Consider the following 14,992-nt stretch of genomic DNA (forward strand, 5'->3'; position numbering starts at 1 on the left):
CAAGGCTTTGCGACCTCCGTCCGCGCAGGGGCCTGACAATGGCGAAAACGTGTCCGCTCGCCGGCGCGCAGCCTTTTCCAGAACCCCTTTCCTGACTCTTTTTCAAGCAACAGCCCGGGCCTCGCGGCCCCGGCCCTGCTCGCGATCCACGCACACCGCCACGCCATGAAATTGCACATCGTCCCCGCCCGCGCCGGCCTGGAATGGGTCCGCCTCGGCATCCGCGTCTTCTGGCGCCAACCCATGGCGCTGGCCTCGCTGTTCTTCGTGACCATGGCCGCCATGTCGATCGCCACCCTGGTGCCGCTGATCGGACCCGCCTTGGCGCTGGCGCTGCTGCCGGCAGCCACGTTGGCCATGATGGTGGCCGCGGGCGACGCCACGCAGGGGCGCTACCCCACGCCCGCGCTGCTGCTGGTGGCCTTCCGCACCGGCCGCCAGCGCCTGCGCTCCATGCTCACGCTCGGTGCTCTCTACGCCATCGGCTTCCTGGCGGTGATGGCGCTCTCCGCGCTGCTGGACGACGGGCAGTTCGCCCGCGTCTATCTGGGTGGCGAGCCCATGACGCGTGAAATCGCCGAGCAACCCCAGTTCCAGGCGGCCATGTGGTTGGCGCTCATCCTCTACATCCCACTGTCGCTGCTGTTCTGGCATGCGCCCGGGCTCGTGCACTGGCACGGCGTGCCGCCCGTCAAGGCGCTGTTCTTCAGCATCGTGGCCTGCACGCGCAACTTCTGGGCCTTCACGGTCTATGGCCTGGCCTGGACGGGCGTCTTCCTGGGTGCTGGCATCGCCGCCAGCGTGGTTGCGGCCCTGCTGGCGGTAATGGGCCTGGGGGCGGGGATCATGGCGGGCATCATGGTGGGTACCGCCATGCTGCTGGCGGCCATGTTCTTCACCTCGGTGGTGTTCTCGTTCCGCGATTGCTTCGAGCCGCCCGAGCGCATGCCGCCGACCGCTAGCGACGCCTATTCCCCAACCACTTCAGTGGATTGATTCATCGCCCCGCCATATTTCAGCGCGGGGCGAGTCACCGCCCTGTCATCGTTCGTTCCTAGTATTCGCGGCGGATCAGCCCAGGAATAGCCTGGAGCCCCATCCCGTCCCGCCGCGCGAGGCCAGCCCGGATCGTTCCCACGCTCCTGCGCCGAGGCACTCGCGCCACCGCCCCACTGGAATAACGATGCACAACACTACCTCCATGCCTTCGCGCCGCAAGGCCCTGCAATTTCTGGCCGGCATGCCCATGCTGCCCCTGGGCGCCGGAGCCACCACCCTGAGCCTGCTGAGCGCCTGTGGTGGCGGCAACGACAACGACACCGGCACGGCCGGCGCGGGCGGCACTGGCGGCACCGCCACCACTGCCAGCTACGTCTCGTCCAGCTTCAGCTCGATGGCAGCGCCTTCGCTGTCGTCGCCCGCCGCCATGTCCACCACCACGGTGGGTTCCACCCTGAGCGTGAAGTTCAGCGACAACTCCACCCAGAGCTACCAGCTGGCCTACCAGCCTTTCTTCATCACCGGTGACCAGGTGCCCAGCACCGCCGGCGGCACCATCCTGGCTGGCGGCTATTTCGACATCAACAACAAGCCCATCATCGACGCCTCGGTGCCCGGCAAGGAACGCCCCTTCTTCTCCGATTGCCCGGACGGCACCTCGCTGCTGAAGCTGGACAAGGCCACCGTGACCGGCGTCAAGGGCAACACCGTGTTCGCCGTGGTGCAGTTCGAATACACCACCCGCAACCAGGCTCAGGCATCCATGTACGGCCAGCTGCCCTCGCCCATCGCCGTGCTGACGCTGGACCAGGACCCCGCCACCGGCAAGCTGAGCCTGGTCAAGTACCACAACGTGGACACCTCGGGCGTGAAGGGCCTCTGGATCACCTGCGGCGCCAGCCTCTCGCCCTGGAACACGCACCTGTCCAGCGAAGAGTACGAACCCGATGCCACCCTGGCCACCAACGCGCAGCTGCAGAGCTTCAGCAAGAACCTGTTCGGCGACGCCACGAAGGCCAACCCCTACGACTACGGCCACATGCCGGAAGTGACCGTGAACCCCGACGGCACCGGCAGCATCAAGAAGCACTACTGCATGGGCCGCATCTCGCATGAGCTGGTGCAGGTCATGCCCGACAACCGCACCGCGCTGATGGGTGACGACGCGACCAACGGCGGCCTGTTCATGTTCGTGGCCGACAAGGAAAAAGACCTGTCCGCCGGCACCCTGTACGTAGGCAAGTGGACGCAGACCTCCGGCACCGGCCCCGGCGCCGGCAACATCAGCTGGATCAACCTGGGCCATGCCACCAGCGCCGAGATCAAGGCTCTGGTGGACGGCGGCATCAAGGCCTCCGACATCATGGACGTGAAGACCAGCGACCCGGCCGACACCAGCTACACGCAGATTTTCTTCAACGGCAAGAAGAACTGGGTCAAGCTCAAGCCCGGCATGGAAAAGGCCGCGGCCTTCCTGGAAACCCACCGCTATGCCGCGCTCAAGGGCGCCTCGATGGGCTTCACCAAGATGGAAGGCACCACCGTCAACGTCAAGGACAAGAAGGCCTATTCCGCCATGTCCTACGTGCAGAGCAGCATGCTCAAGGGCAACGCCGCCAACCAGGGCGACATCCAGGTCGAAGGCCCGAAGGCGGGTGCGGTGTATGAACACGCCCTGATGGGCGGCCAGAAGGACACGTCCGGTTCCGCCATCAACAGCGAATGGGTGTCGGTCAGCATGCAGGCCCCCGCAGCGCTGATCGGCGAGGATCTCCCCAAGGCCGACGCACTGGGCAACCTGGCCAACGCCGACAAGATCGCCAACCCCGACAACATCAAGTTCGCGGAAAAGCTGCGCACCCTCTTCATCGGCGAAGACAGCGGCATGCACGTGAACAACTTCCTGTGGGCCTACAACGTCGATACCAAGCAGCTCAGCCGCGTGTTGTCGGTGCCCGCCGGCGCCGAATCCACCGGACTGCAGGCAGTGGACGAAATCAACGGCTGGACTTACGTGATGAGCAACTTCCAGCATCCCGGCGACTGGGAAAGCCCGCTGCACGACCTGGTCAAGCCGACGCTGGACCCGCTGGTGCGCGCCAACTACAAGGACCGCTTCGGTGCCTCGGTGGGTTATCTGACCGCCGTGCAGACGCAGATGTCGCTCAACAAGCCCAAGAACGGCTGACGCGCCAGCCCGCGCCGGCAGCTCGCTGCGGCCGGCCGGGCCATCCCCCTTCAAAAAAACGAGGCGCCAAGCCTCGTTTTTTCATGGTGCCGTGGCCGAGCCATAGAGCGGCGCGAGCCACGCAGCGCTCTGGACTACCGCAGGTTCCGCAGGTCGGCAAAGAGATGCAGAGCGGCGTACTGCAGCAGCATGATGGTCTTGGCGTCCCGTATCGTTCCGGCCTCGACCATCGCCAGCGCTTCGGCAATGCCGATTTCCAGCACCGCGATGTCTTCGCCCTCCGATTCGATGCCGCCACCTTCGGATCGCCGGTCGCCGGGTTCGTATGCACCGACAAAGCAGTGCAGGCGCTCCGTGACCGAGCCGGGGCTCATGAAAGCGTCGAAAACCTGGCGCACATCGCGCACGCGGAAGCCGGTTTCCTCTTCCACCTCCGCGCGGATGCGGACCTCGGGTTGGGCATCGTCAAGCAGCCCCGCAGGTGTTTCGATGAGCAAGTCGTCGTGGCCGTTGACGAAAGCCGGGTAGCGCAGCTGCCGGGTAAGGATCACGGTGCGGCGCTGCAGGTCGTACAGAAGGATCGTGGCCCCGTCGCCCCGGTCATAGGTCTCGCGCGATTGCCGTTGCCAGCGCCCATCGCTGCGCTGGAACGAGAAGGTGGTTTTCTTCAGGACGTACCAGTCGTCCGAAAGGGTCGTGACGTCTTCGATGCGGATACGGTGGGCAATGCTCAACGGGATCTCCAGGAACGGTTTCAGCGATGGCGGCCGATGCCGCCGCCAACGGCGGGCCGGCGGGTGGCCAGAGGCGGCGAGAGCCCGGACTCACCGGGCCCGCGCGACCGGCACCTCCCGCTCAATCCACCACCGTCAGCTTGGCCACGGAGAGCGCCAGCCACTTGGTGCCGTGGCGCGGGAAATTGACCTGGGCGCGGGCATCGTCACCGGAGCCTTCGAGCGCCAGGACCTTGCCTTCACCGAACTTGGTGTGGAACACGGCCAGGCCCACGCGCAGGCCGTGGGCGGGGGGCGTCTTCTGCACCGGCACAGGCGGGCTGGCGAAGGTCTCGGACTTGAAGCCAAAACCGCCGCCAGCGCTTGATCTGTAAGCACCTCCCGCTCCGCTATTAGGAGCATAGGTGCCGAAGCCCTGCTGCTTGGGCGTGATCCATTTCAGCGCGCCTTCCGGCAGTTCGTCGAAGAAGCGGCTCTTGATGTTGTAGCGCGTCTGACCGTGCAGCAGCCGGGTCTGCGAATGGCTCAGGTAGAGGCGCTTGCGCGCGCGGGTGATGGCCACGTACATCAGGCGGCGCTCTTCCTCCAGGCCCTCGCGGTCGTTCATGGAATTCTCGTGCGGGAAGAGGCCCTCTTCCATGCCGCCGATGAAGACGCCGTCGAACTCCAGCCCCTTGCTCGCATGCACCGTCATGAGCTGCACCGCGTCCTGCCCGGCCTGGGCCTGGTTGTCGCCGGCCTCCAGCGCGGCGTGGGTCAGGAAGGCAGCCAGCGGCGACAGGGTTTCGCCGGTGTCGGCATCGACGATGCCGGCCACCGGCGGCAGGGGCTCGTCGGTCTGCGGCAGGGCCGCATCCAGCCCCTGGCTGGCAGGGCTCTGCGTGAGGCCGGGCGCGGCGCGGCCGCCGTGCTCGTCCACCGGCAGGGCCACGGCGTCGCGGCCAAAGCCTTCCTGGGTGACGAAGCTCTCGGCAGCGTTGACGAGTTCGTCCAGGTTCTCCAGGCGGTCGGCGCCCTCCTTTTCGTTGCGGTAATGCTCCACCAGGCCGCTGGCTTCCAGCATCTGGCCGATGATGCCGCGCAGGTTCTGGCCCTGCGTCTGCTCGCGCATCACGTCAACCAGCGCGACGAAGGCGCCCAGGTTGGCGCCCGCCTTGCCGGGCACGGCGCTCACCGCGTCGTGCAGCGAGCAGCCGGCCTGCCGGGACGCGTCCTGTAGCACCTCGATCGTGCGCGCGCCGATGCCGCGCGGCGGGAAGTTCACCACGCGCAGGAAGCTTGTGTCGTCGTGCGGGTTCTCCAAAAGGCGCAGATACGCCAGCGCGTGCTTGATCTCGGCGCGCTCGAAGAAGCGCAGGCCACCATAGACGCGGTAAGGCACCGAGGCGTTGAAGAGCGCCGATTCGATCACCCGGCTCTGCGCATTGCTCCGGTAGAGCACGGCGATTTCCTTGCGCTCGAAGCCTTCGCTCCTCACCAGTTGCTTGATCTCGTCGACCATCCACTGCGCCTCGGCGAGGTCGGTGGTGGACTCGTACACGCGCACCGGCTCGCCGGGGCCTTGCGTGGTGCGCAGGTTCTTGCCCAGCCGCTTGCTGTTGTGGCTGATGAGGGCGTTGGCGGAGTCGAGGATGTTGCTGTAGCTGCGGTAGTTCTGCTCCAGCTTGATCTGGCGCTCGACGCCGAACTCGCGCACGAAGTCGGCCATGTTGCCCACGCGTGCACCGCGAAAGGCGTAGATGCTCTGGTCGTCGTCGCCCACGGCGATCACGCTGCCGTAGGTCTGCAGGCGCCCGCCCACCTGATCGCCAGCCAGTTGCTTGAGCCACGCGTACTGCAGCTTGTTGGTGTCCTGGAATTCGTCCACCAGGATGTGCGCGAAGCGCCGCTGGTAGTGCTGGCGCACCGGGTCGTTGTCGCGCAGCAGCTCGAAGCTGCGCAGCATCAGCTCGCCGAAATCGACCACACCTTCGCGCTGGCACTGCTCTTCGTAGAGCTGGTAGAGCTCCACTTTCTTGCGACTGTCGGCATCGCGCGCGTCCACATCGCCGGGGCGCAGGCCCTCTTCCTTGCAGCCGCTGATGAAGTAGGCCATCTGCTTGGGCGGAAAGCGCTCCTCGTCGATGTTGAACTGCTTGCACAGGCGCTTGACGGCCGAGAGCTGGTCCTGCGTGTCCAGGATCTGGAACGACTGCGGCAGCCCCGCCAGCTTGTAATGCGCCCGCAGCAGGCGGTTGCACAGGCCGTGGAAGGTGCCGATCCACATGCCGCGCACGCTCACCGGCAGCATGGCGCCCAGGCGGGCGACCATTTCCTTGGCCGCCTTGTTGGTGAAGGTGACGGCCAGGATGCCGCCGGGCGTGGCGTAGCCGTTTTGCAGCAGCCACGCGATGCGCGTGGTCAGCACGCGGGTCTTGCCCGATCCGGCTCCCGCGAGGATGAGCGCATGGCCCGCCGGCAACGTGACGGCGGCGAGTTGCTCGTCGTTCAGGTTTTGCAGCAGGGGCGAGGTCGCGGGATCGACGCGCGGCGCGGGGCCCGGCTCGCCAGCGCCGAAAGGCGCATCGTGCGCGCCGGAAAACAGGTCTTGAGAAGGCATCCCGCCATTGTAGGAACCCCGCTGCGCCCGCCGCCCGCAAGGGTCAAGCTCTATGCTTTCGATAGCAGAGGACGCAGCCCCCATGCGCGCCGCAGGGCCCTGGAGCCAAACACTCCGGCATCAGCCCAGCAAGCCGTCGAGCGCGTCGGATTCAAACTGCTGCCACAGCGCGTCGCGCCGCTCCAGCGCCTCCTGCACCGCGCCATGGCGCAGTTGGGCCACGGCGGACACCAGCGCGTTGCACAAAAAGAAGGCCGCGGTGTACGAATCGAACGGCGACGCATTGGCCGTGCGCGCCACCAGGGCGTGCTGCGCATGCCCCACGATGGGTGCGACCAGGCTGTCGGTGAGAGCCACCACCGTGGCGCCCTGAGCGCGGAAATGCTGCGCCGCCCGCAGGCTGCCGGCCGAATAGCGGCGGATGGTGAAGACCAGCAGCACGTCCTGTGGCTGCACCCACAGCAGCCGGTCCACCACGAACGAGGCGCCCGCGCCCAGGTCCTGCACGCCGGGGCGGCACAGGTGCAGGTGCGTGGCCAGGTGGCTGGCCACGGGCGCGCTGTTCTTCTCGGCCAGCACGAAAACGCGCCCCTCGGCGCGGCCCAGCAGGCGGGCGATCGCCTCGAAGGCGGGCATGTCGAGCCCGCTGCGCGTAGCGGCGAGGTTGTGCTGATCGTGCAGCAGCGCATCGTCCACGCATTCAGCGAGGCTGCGGCTGACGCCCAGCGTGGCCGGCGCGCGCTGCGCTGCGGTCTGCAGGCGCGAGGTGACTTCGGAGCGCGCCTCGCGCCGCACCTCGGCCAGGCTGTCGTAGCCCAGCTTGGCGAACATCCGCACCACCGTAGAGGCGCTGGTGCCCGTGCGCGCGGCGATGGCGCTGGCGGAATCCAGCAGCCCGTCGGGATAGTGCCGCAGCAGATCGTCGGCCAGCGCTCGCTCGCTGGCAGTCAGGGAGGCGGCGTGGGCGGCGAGCCGTTCGGGCAGGATCATCGTGGACAGGAAGGGAGGAGGCCAAACACGAGCGGGCGCCCGGATGCGCCGATTGTGCATGCCGGCCAGGGCCGGCAGTCTGCACGCATTGCAACAGGTGTTGCAACGAAATATGATGGCTGAAATTTTCATTTCAATCTTCATTCTTCACGCCACGGCCATGCACAGCACCTCTTTCCCCCTTGCGGACGCCGCTGCTTCCGCCCAGCCCCTGCTCGATTGGCTCGCCTCACAGGAACAGGCCATGGCGGAGCTGCTGGAACAAGTCGTGAACATCGACAGCGGCAGCGGCCACGAAGCGGGCGTGCGCCAGGTCGCGGCCCTGCTGCGCGGCCGCCTGGAGGCCGCCGGCATCACCGTGCACACCCTGCCCCAGCCGGGCTGGGGCGAGTGCATCCTGGCCAAGGTGCCGGGCCGCGACGCAGCCGCCTCGGGCCACTACCAGCTCATGGGCCACATGGACACCGTCTTCCCCCTGGGCACGGCGGCGCAGCGGCCCTGGCGCGTGGAAGCCGGCAAGGCCTACGGCCCGGGCGTGGCCGACATGAAGTCCGGCCTGGTGATGAACGTCTTCGTGGCCGAGGCGCTGGCGCGCTTCAAGGCCAACACCACGCCCGTGCATCTGCTCTTCACCTGCGACGAGGAAGTGGGTTCGCCCACCTGCCGCACCGTGATCCGCGAGCATGTGCAGGGCGCCCGCGCGGTGCTCAACGCCGAACCCGGCCGCATCAGCGGCAACGTGGTCAACGAGCGCAAGGGCTCCTACCACCTGCACTTCGAGGTGCAGGGCGTTGCGGCGCATGCGGGCGTCAATCCCACGCAGGGCGCGAGCGCCATCGACGCGCTGGCCCGCAAGATCCTGGCGCTGCATGCGCTCAACGGCTGCGAGCCCGGCATCACCGTGAACGTGGGCGTGGTGCAGGGCGGCATGGCCTCCAACGTGGTGGCCCCGCTCGCCACCGCGCACGTCGATCTGCGCTACACCGCCGAGAACGACCTGCAGGCCGTGCTGGCGCGCATCCAGGCCGTGATCGAGGAAGAATCCCTGCCGCGCACCCGCGGCCGCATCCTCGCCCAGACCGGCACGCTGCCCATGGCCCGCACGCCCGATGCGCTGTTGCAGACCTACCAGCGCTGCGCGGCGCAGGTCGGCTTCGCTGTCGATGGCGAGCCCACCGGCGGGGCGGCAGACAGTGGCATCACCTCGCAGATGGGCATTCCATCCCTGTGCGCCCTGGGGCCCGTGGGTGGCTACGCGCACAGTGAGCGCGAATTCTGCGATCTGACCACCTTCGTGCCGCGCGCCCAGGCGCTGGCGCTCACGCTGCTGGCGCTGGGCTGATCCGATCGCGCCCGCCCCACTTCACTGTCCCGTTTCCGTTTTTCGCTTTCGTTTCCTTGTTCGTTGACTTTCTGCAGATGCCCCCCATGAACCGCATGTCCTCTTTCGCCTCCCGCCGCCAGATCCTCGCCACCGGCCTGGGCCTGGCCGGCGCCGCCGCCCTGCCCGCCTTCGCTACGAGCGCAGCCAAGTACCCGAGCCGGCCGATCACCCTGGTCGTGCCCTTCCCGCCCGGCGGCTCCGTGGACATGATGGCCCGTCAGTACACCGAATCGCTGGGCCGCCTCCTGGGCGTGCCCATGGTGGTGGACAACAAGCCTGGCGCGGGCGGCTCCATCGGCACGCAGCTGGTCGCGCGCGCTCCGGCCGACGGCTACACGCTGGTCGTGTCCTCGCAAAGCAGCCACCTGGCCAACCCGCTGGTGCAGCCCAAGCTGGGCTATGACCCCATCAAGGACTTCGAGAACATCGCCATCCTGGGCCGCCAGCCCAACGTGCTGGTGGTGCATCCCAGCGTGCCTGCCAAAACATTCGCCGAGTTCGTTGCCTACCTCAAGGCCAACCCCGGCCAGGTCAACTTCGCCACGGCCGGCGCCGGCAGCATGGGCCAGATCAACGCCGAGGCCTTCCTGCTGGCCGTGGGCGCCAAGGGTGTTCACATCCCCTACCGCGGAGGCTCGCCGTACGTGACGGCCATCCTGGGCGGCGAAGTGCAGTTCGCGCTGGACAACCTGGTGGTGTTCCTGCAGCACATTCAGGCCGGCAAGCTGCGCGCCCTGGCCGTGGCTTCGGACACGCGCGTCGCGCAGCTGCCCGACGTGCCCACGTTCGCCGAACTGGGCCTGCCCGCGCTCAACCAGACCTCCTGGACCGGCATCGCCGCGCCCGCAGGCACGCCCGCCGAGGTGGTCAAGACCCTGCACCGGGCCATCCGCAAGGCGGCGACCGAGCCGGCCATGATCGAGAGCCTCAAGGCGCGCGGCGTGATCCCACCCGAAGAAATGTCGCCCGCAGGCTTCGAAAAGATGATGTCCGACCGCCTCGCCTCCTACGGCGAAGTGGTGCGCAAAGCCAACATCAAGCCCGAGTAAGCAGGCCGGGGTACAGCGGCCCTCCGGCGGGCACGCAGCACGGGCCAGGAGCTTGTGGGAACATGGCGAGGCCCCACCAGCCCCGAGCCCCTTGCCCACTGCCCCGCCCGCCATGCCCACACCCCACATCTCCGCTGCAGCCTTCGCCATCGCCCTCATTGGGGGGGCGCCGCTGCTGGCGCATTCGCAATCGCTCTGCTCCAGCGACGGGCAGGCCCAGCCCGTCGCCTTGGTCGAACGCTTCATCAACGCCGACTGCGGCGATTGCTGGACCCAGCCCCCGGCCGTGGAGCCCGCAGCCTCGGCCGTGGTGCTGGACTGGATCGTGCCCGGCAGCCAGTTGGGCGACGACGCCCCGCTGGCGGCAGCGGCCGTGCGCGAATCGCTGGAACGGCTAGAGCAGCTGCGCCGCCCAGTGCCGCAGGCCACGGACACCTCTGTCAGCGACATCGCCCCCGCCGCTACGGCAGCCGCCCCTGGCCGCCTCCGCGTGATGCTCGGCCCCGCTGTGAACGACTACCGGGCCGCCGGGATCAGCCTGCCGCGCGGCAAGGCACAGCAATCCGCCTACCGCTACACCCTGCTGCTGGCCGAGACGCTGCCAGCCGGCACCGAAGGCTCGCCGGTCGCCCGCCACCTTGTTCGCAACGTGCTGCAGGACACCTGGAGGCAGGGCACCTCGCTGCCGAAAAGCGCGCGCGACCTGCTCTGGAAGGAAACCCGCCCCATGCGCATTCCCGACGGTGCCAACCCTGACCGCATGAACGTGGTCGGCTGGCTCGAAGATGCCAGCGGGCGCATCGTGGCGGCCGCCCGTTCGCGCTGCGCCGCACCCTGACGCGGTCATGGCGCCCCGCGGGCAGGGTTTGCACCGCAGGGGTAGAATCAATCACCGGGCCCAAGTTTTTTGGCGTCCGGTTTTTTATGGTGCCTGCGCACAGCAGGGCTCGGCGACGCCGCACGGCGCGCCCTCCAGACCGGTCTCCAAGCCAAGCGCCCCATCGCGCAGGAAATTCTTTCTGCGCGACCTTTCACAGGAGCTTGGAATCTCATGGAAATCTTCGACTACGACAACGTTCTTCTACTGCCGCGCAAGTGCCGCGTGGAAAGCCGGTCCGAGTGCGACGCCAGCGTCACGTTGGGTCCACGCAGCTTCCGCCTGCCCGTGGTGCCAGCCAACATGAAGACCGTGGTGGACGAAAAGATCTGCCGCTGGCTGGCCGACAACGGGTACTTCTACGTCATGCACCGTTTCGATCTGGACAACGTGCAGTTCGTGCGCGACATGCACGCGGCAGGCACGTTCGCCTCCATCTCGCTGGGTGTGAAGCAGCCCGACTACGCCACCGTGGACACCCTGGCCGCCGAGGGCCTGGTGCCCGAATACGTCACCATCGACATCGCCCACGGCCATGCCGACAGCGTGAAGAACATGATCGGCTATCTGAAGGAGAAGCTGCCCGGCTCCTTCGTCATCGCCGGCAACGTCGCCACGCCCGAAGCCGTGATCGACCTGGAGAACTGGGGTGCGGACGCCACCAAAGTCGGGGTGGGCCCGGGCAAGGTGTGCATCACCAAGCTCAAGACTGGCTTCGGCACGGGCGGCTGGCAGCTCTCGGCGCTCAAGTGGTGCGCGCGTGTTGCCACCAAGCCCATCATCGCCGACGGTGGCATCCGCAGCCACGGCGACATCGCCAAGAGCGTCCGCTTCGGCGCCACCATGGTCATGATCGGCTCGCTCTTCGCCGGGCACGAGGAATCGCCCGGCAAGACCGTGGAAGTCGATGGCGAACGCTTCAAGGAGTACTACGGCTCGGCCAGCGACTTCAACAAGGGCGAATACAAGCACGTCGAAGGCAAGCGCATCCTCGAACCCATCAAGGGCACCCTGTCCAGTACTCTGATCGAGATGGAGCAGGACGTGCAGAGCTCCATCAGCTACGCGGGCGGCACGAAGCTGATGGACGTACGCAAGGTCAACTACGTGATCCTGGGCGGTGACAACGCGGGGGAACACCTGCTGATGTGAAGTACCGAGCGAGCCAGCGGGCCCTCTTTTTTTAAAATTTTTTTGCGGCACTTGCGCCAATCAAAAAAATTCGTGCATAATTCGAGGCTCTGCAGCAACGCAGACACGAATTAAAAAGTGGGTTCTTAGCTCAGTTGGTAGAGCAGCGGACTCTTAATCCGTAGGTCGAGTGTTCGAGTCACTCAGGACCCACCACTTACAAGCCGCAAGGCAAAAAAAGCCGAAGTTACCTCAGTGACTTCGGCTTTTTTCATTGGCGACGGTATGAGGCGTTTCATGTGATGCGTCTCGCATCCAGGTTGCAGACGCATGCAGGCTAGGCTTGCAGCGCGTACGGGCCGCAGGGTGACGCGCTGGATGCTGCGCCCGACGGCACGACAGCGCACCGCCGTCCGGACGGCTTGATATGTCCAAATCGCGATCGGCCGCGAGCCTCCCCGACAGCGATCAGCTCCAGCCCTTCCTCACTCCTCGCGCAAGGTCATCGACCGACTAGCCCGGCGCCTCGGCGGGACGGGCGGCGCACGCTCGATGCGTGCACCCTGCGCCAGCACGCTCGGCGCCCCAATGCCCCAAGAGCCAGATCCATCCGCAAACGGGCTGCGTACAAGGAACAGCCTTGCGCCACATCGCCCCGATGCCCCCCCCCCGCGGACCTGTCTGCCACCGAGCGACGCACGCAAGAACCCGGCAGGCAGGATGCCAGCCTCATTGAATGCGAGGGGCGTACCGCCGCTCGAATCCTGCCCAGCTGCAATCAAAAATATGATGAGAAATACCCAATACCCATGATCAATTCATCAGGCGATTCCATTCCGGCGCGCGTTGTCAGAAACCGATTTTTGCTGTCGAACACTGCCGTCACGGCCTTTTCCGGCATCGCACGGCGGCTGCACGCTGTATCGTTCTTGTTGATCGTCGCACTCGGTGCCGTGGCGCTGATGGCCTGGATGCAACTGAATCGCGTAGGAGAGCTGGGCGACGCGACAGGCAGAACCCGCGTTCCCCAGCTCACCCGGATCGCGAGTACGGAACTGAGCATCACCCAGATCTCCCTGCAGATCCGCCATGCCATGCTGGTGCGCACGCCCGAGGACCTGCAGATGACCTTGGCCGATATCGATACCAAGTACAAACGCATCGCGGAGAACGACGCGGCGTTCCTGGCGCAGGTGAACGACGCGGCGGCGCGGCAAGAGTTCGTGAATGTCTGGCAGAAACTACAGCAAGAGTTCAAGCCCATAGCGGACCGCAACCTCCAGTTGATCCTCCAAGGCCGCAAGGACGAAGCCTTCGACGTGCTGGTGAACGAAACCATCCCCATGCGAAACCGTCTGCTGGCCTGGCTGGCAAAAGAGCGCCAGCACCAGTCAGACCTGTTGCATTCAGAGCTGGCCGACATTCGCCAGGAAGCCATCAAGACCCGCACGCAGCTCGCACTGCTGGTGGTGGCGATTGCCCTGGGCTTGGTCGTTTTCTCCTGGTACATCGCTCGGGTGCTGCAGCATCGGGTCGCGCAGTCCCGCGCAGTGGCTGAACGGGTGCGCGACGGCGACCTCACCGTACCTGTGATCGACACGGCCCAAGACGAATTCAGTCCGCTGCTGAGCGCCCTCGCGGAAATGCAGCATGCACTCACGCAGGTGGTGTCTAGCGTGCGGCAAGGCTCGGAGAGCGTGGCTACGGCATCCGCAGAGATCGCACAGGGCAACCACGACCTGTCGGCACGCACCGAACACCAGGCCAGCGCGCTCGAAGAAACCGCTGCCTCCATGGATCAGCTGGGCGCCACGGTGCGCCAGAACGCCGACCACGCACAGCAGGCCAGTCAGTTGGCTCATGCAGCCTCCGAAGTGGCTGCGCGTGGAGGCACGGTCGTACGCCAGGTCGTGAACACCATGCGCGGCATCGACCAAAGCAGCGGCAAGATTGCAGAGATCATCGGCGTGATCGACGGCATCGCCTTCCAGACCAATATCCTGGCGCTGAACGCTGCAGTGGAAGCCGCTCGCGCTGGCGAACAGGGACGGGGATTTGCCGTAGTGGCGAGCGAGGTGCGCAACCTGGCGCAGCGCAGCGCCGGAGCGGCCAAGGAGATCAAGGAACTCATCACCGACAGCGTGGCCCAGGTGCGGAGCGGCTCGGCGCTGGCGGATCAGGCCGGGGCGACCATGACGGAGGTGGTGGACTCCATTCGCCGCGTAAACGATGTGGTGTCGGAGATCAGCACGGCCAGCCGCGAGCAGAGCGCGGGGGTCAGCCAGGTGGGAGAAGCCGTGACACAGATGGACCAGGTCACGCAACAAAACGCCGCACTGGTGGAGGAAAGCGCGGCAGCAGCCAATTCGTTGCGCCAGCAGGCGGAGAGCCTGGTAGCGGCGGTCGCCGTGTTCCGGCTGGGGGCGCCAACGCGCACCATGCCCGCGGGCCAGGCGCAAGAGAGGACGCTGCAGCACTCGTCGCGCAACGCAATGAGCTTGCTACCGCGCTGATCACCGTCGTCGCGCCTCATCTAATCGGCGCCCTGCCTTGGCATCGGCGATGCAAAGCGAGGGCGCGTGACGGGATCTCGAAGGCCAGGACCGCCCCTCTGCAGCCGGGTTCGACCTACAGGCAAACCACTGCCTCCACGCTAGCTTCGATGTTCCACCTCCACTTCATCGCCGCAAGGCCAGGAAAGCACATCATGAACGCAGCCAACACCGCAGCCGCACCCGACCGCATCGCAGCGAACGACCCGAAGTCGGTGGCCCACTGGGCCAGGAAGCTGGGCGTCAGCGAACAGCAGATCCAGGACGCCGTGGCCGCAGCGGGCGACCAGGCGTCCGACGTGGAGCTGCACCTGAAGGGTACGCGCAGCACCACGAACGACGACCGCATCGAACAGGCAGGCGCAGGAAACGCCTGACGGAATCGGAGCCGGCCGGGACACTTTCGCGCCCCGCGGTCGCCATAATGGTTGCCAAGCGACCTTCCCGCACCTTCCAGCGCCGAAGCCTCGCCCCCCCCCCCGCATGCCG

The 14,992-nt window shown here is 66.6% G+C and carries 11 protein-coding genes and 1 tRNA gene; 9 read left to right on the forward strand and 3 right to left on the reverse strand.

Annotated elements, in window-relative coordinates; genetic code table 11:
• Positions 1-165: 165 nt before the first annotated feature.
• A complete protein-coding gene (locus AC3A84_RS14900; RefSeq protein WP_487970732.1) occupies positions 166-996 on the forward strand; it encodes a BPSS1780 family membrane protein in 831 nt (276 codons plus the stop codon).
• A 187-nt stretch (positions 997-1,183) separates the two neighbouring features.
• Positions 1,184-3,187 carry a PhoX family protein gene (locus AC3A84_RS14905; protein ID WP_487970734.1) on the forward strand — a complete coding sequence of 668 codons (2,004 nt, stop codon included), beginning with the start codon at positions 1,184-1,186 and terminating at the stop codon, positions 3,185-3,187.
• A 134-nt stretch (positions 3,188-3,321) separates the two neighbouring features.
• On the opposite strand, the gene AC3A84_RS14910 is transcribed toward AC3A84_RS14905, so the two are convergent.
• The 3 genes from AC3A84_RS14910 to AC3A84_RS14920 all read right to left on the reverse strand — a co-directional run bounded on the left by AC3A84_RS14910 (position 3,322) and on the right by AC3A84_RS14920 (position 7,510).
• Positions 3,322-3,921, reverse strand: coding sequence for a GDP-mannose pyrophosphatase (locus AC3A84_RS14910; RefSeq protein ID WP_487970736.1), 600 nt, complete (start codon positions 3,919-3,921; stop codon positions 3,322-3,324).
• 121 nt (positions 3,922-4,042) lie between these two features.
• Positions 4,043-6,520, reverse strand: coding sequence for a UvrD-helicase domain-containing protein (locus AC3A84_RS14915; RefSeq protein ID WP_487970738.1), 2,478 nt, complete (start codon positions 6,518-6,520; stop codon positions 4,043-4,045).
• A 120-nt stretch (positions 6,521-6,640) separates the two neighbouring features.
• Entirely contained in the window at positions 6,641-7,510 is an 870-nt protein-coding gene (locus AC3A84_RS14920) for a MurR/RpiR family transcriptional regulator (RefSeq protein ID WP_487970740.1), read from the reverse strand.
• Positions 7,511-7,670: 160 nt separating this feature from the next.
• Here AC3A84_RS14920 and AC3A84_RS14925 point away from each other — a divergent pair, with 160 nt between their 5' ends.
• The 7 genes from AC3A84_RS14925 to AC3A84_RS14955 all read left to right on the forward strand — a co-directional run bounded on the left by AC3A84_RS14925 (position 7,671) and on the right by AC3A84_RS14955 (position 14,880).
• The gene (locus AC3A84_RS14925; protein ID WP_487970742.1) at positions 7,671-8,852 is read left to right on the forward strand and encodes a M20 family metallopeptidase; all 1,182 of its coding nucleotides are present in this window, start codon (positions 7,671-7,673) and stop codon (positions 8,850-8,852) included.
• A gap of 86 nt (positions 8,853-8,938) precedes the next feature.
• Positions 8,939-9,943, forward strand: a complete 1,005-nt coding sequence (locus tag AC3A84_RS14930; protein ID WP_487970744.1) for a tripartite tricarboxylate transporter substrate binding protein BugE — start codon at positions 8,939-8,941, stop codon at positions 9,941-9,943.
• A 112-nt stretch (positions 9,944-10,055) separates the two neighbouring features.
• Entirely contained in the window at positions 10,056-10,781 is a 726-nt protein-coding gene (locus AC3A84_RS14935) for a hypothetical protein (RefSeq protein WP_487970746.1), read from the forward strand.
• A gap of 213 nt (positions 10,782-10,994) precedes the next feature.
• On the forward strand, positions 10,995-11,972 hold the full coding sequence (locus AC3A84_RS14940; protein WP_487970748.1) for a GMP reductase: 978 nt from the start codon (positions 10,995-10,997) through the stop codon (positions 11,970-11,972).
• Positions 11,973-12,091: 119 nt separating this feature from the next.
• Positions 12,092-12,167 (forward strand) — tRNA-Lys (locus AC3A84_RS14945).
• A 647-nt stretch (positions 12,168-12,814) separates the two neighbouring features.
• Positions 12,815-14,464: a methyl-accepting chemotaxis protein gene (locus AC3A84_RS14950; RefSeq protein WP_487970750.1), complete on the forward strand. Its 1,650-nt coding sequence runs from the start codon at positions 12,815-12,817 to the stop codon at positions 14,462-14,464.
• Between the two features lie 194 nt (positions 14,465-14,658).
• Entirely contained in the window at positions 14,659-14,880 is a 222-nt protein-coding gene (locus AC3A84_RS14955) for a DUF3606 domain-containing protein (protein ID WP_487970752.1), read from the forward strand.
• Positions 14,881-14,992 lie beyond the last annotated feature (112 nt).

The organism is Paracidovorax sp., assembly GCF_057642795.1.

Coding starts and splice junctions, on each gene's coding strand:
- AC3A84_RS14900 (WP_487970732.1), top strand. CDS start 166: ATGAAATTGCACATCGTCCCCGCCCGCGCCGGCCTGGAATGGGTCCGC.
- AC3A84_RS14905 (WP_487970734.1), top strand. CDS start 1,184: ATGCACAACACTACCTCCATGCCTTCGCGCCGCAAGGCCCTGCAATTT.
- AC3A84_RS14915 (WP_487970738.1), bottom strand. CDS start 6,520: ATGCCTTCTCAAGACCTGTTTTCCGGCGCGCACGATGCGCCTTTCGGC.
- AC3A84_RS14920 (WP_487970740.1), bottom strand. CDS start 7,510: ATGATCCTGCCCGAACGGCTCGCCGCCCACGCCGCCTCCCTGACTGCC.
- AC3A84_RS14925 (WP_487970742.1), top strand. CDS start 7,671: ATGCACAGCACCTCTTTCCCCCTTGCGGACGCCGCTGCTTCCGCCCAG.
- AC3A84_RS14930 (WP_487970744.1), top strand. CDS start 8,939: ATGAACCGCATGTCCTCTTTCGCCTCCCGCCGCCAGATCCTCGCCACC.
- AC3A84_RS14935 (WP_487970746.1), top strand. CDS start 10,056: ATGCCCACACCCCACATCTCCGCTGCAGCCTTCGCCATCGCCCTCATT.
- AC3A84_RS14940 (WP_487970748.1), top strand. CDS start 10,995: ATGGAAATCTTCGACTACGACAACGTTCTTCTACTGCCGCGCAAGTGC.
- AC3A84_RS14955 (WP_487970752.1), top strand. CDS start 14,659: ATGAACGCAGCCAACACCGCAGCCGCACCCGACCGCATCGCAGCGAAC.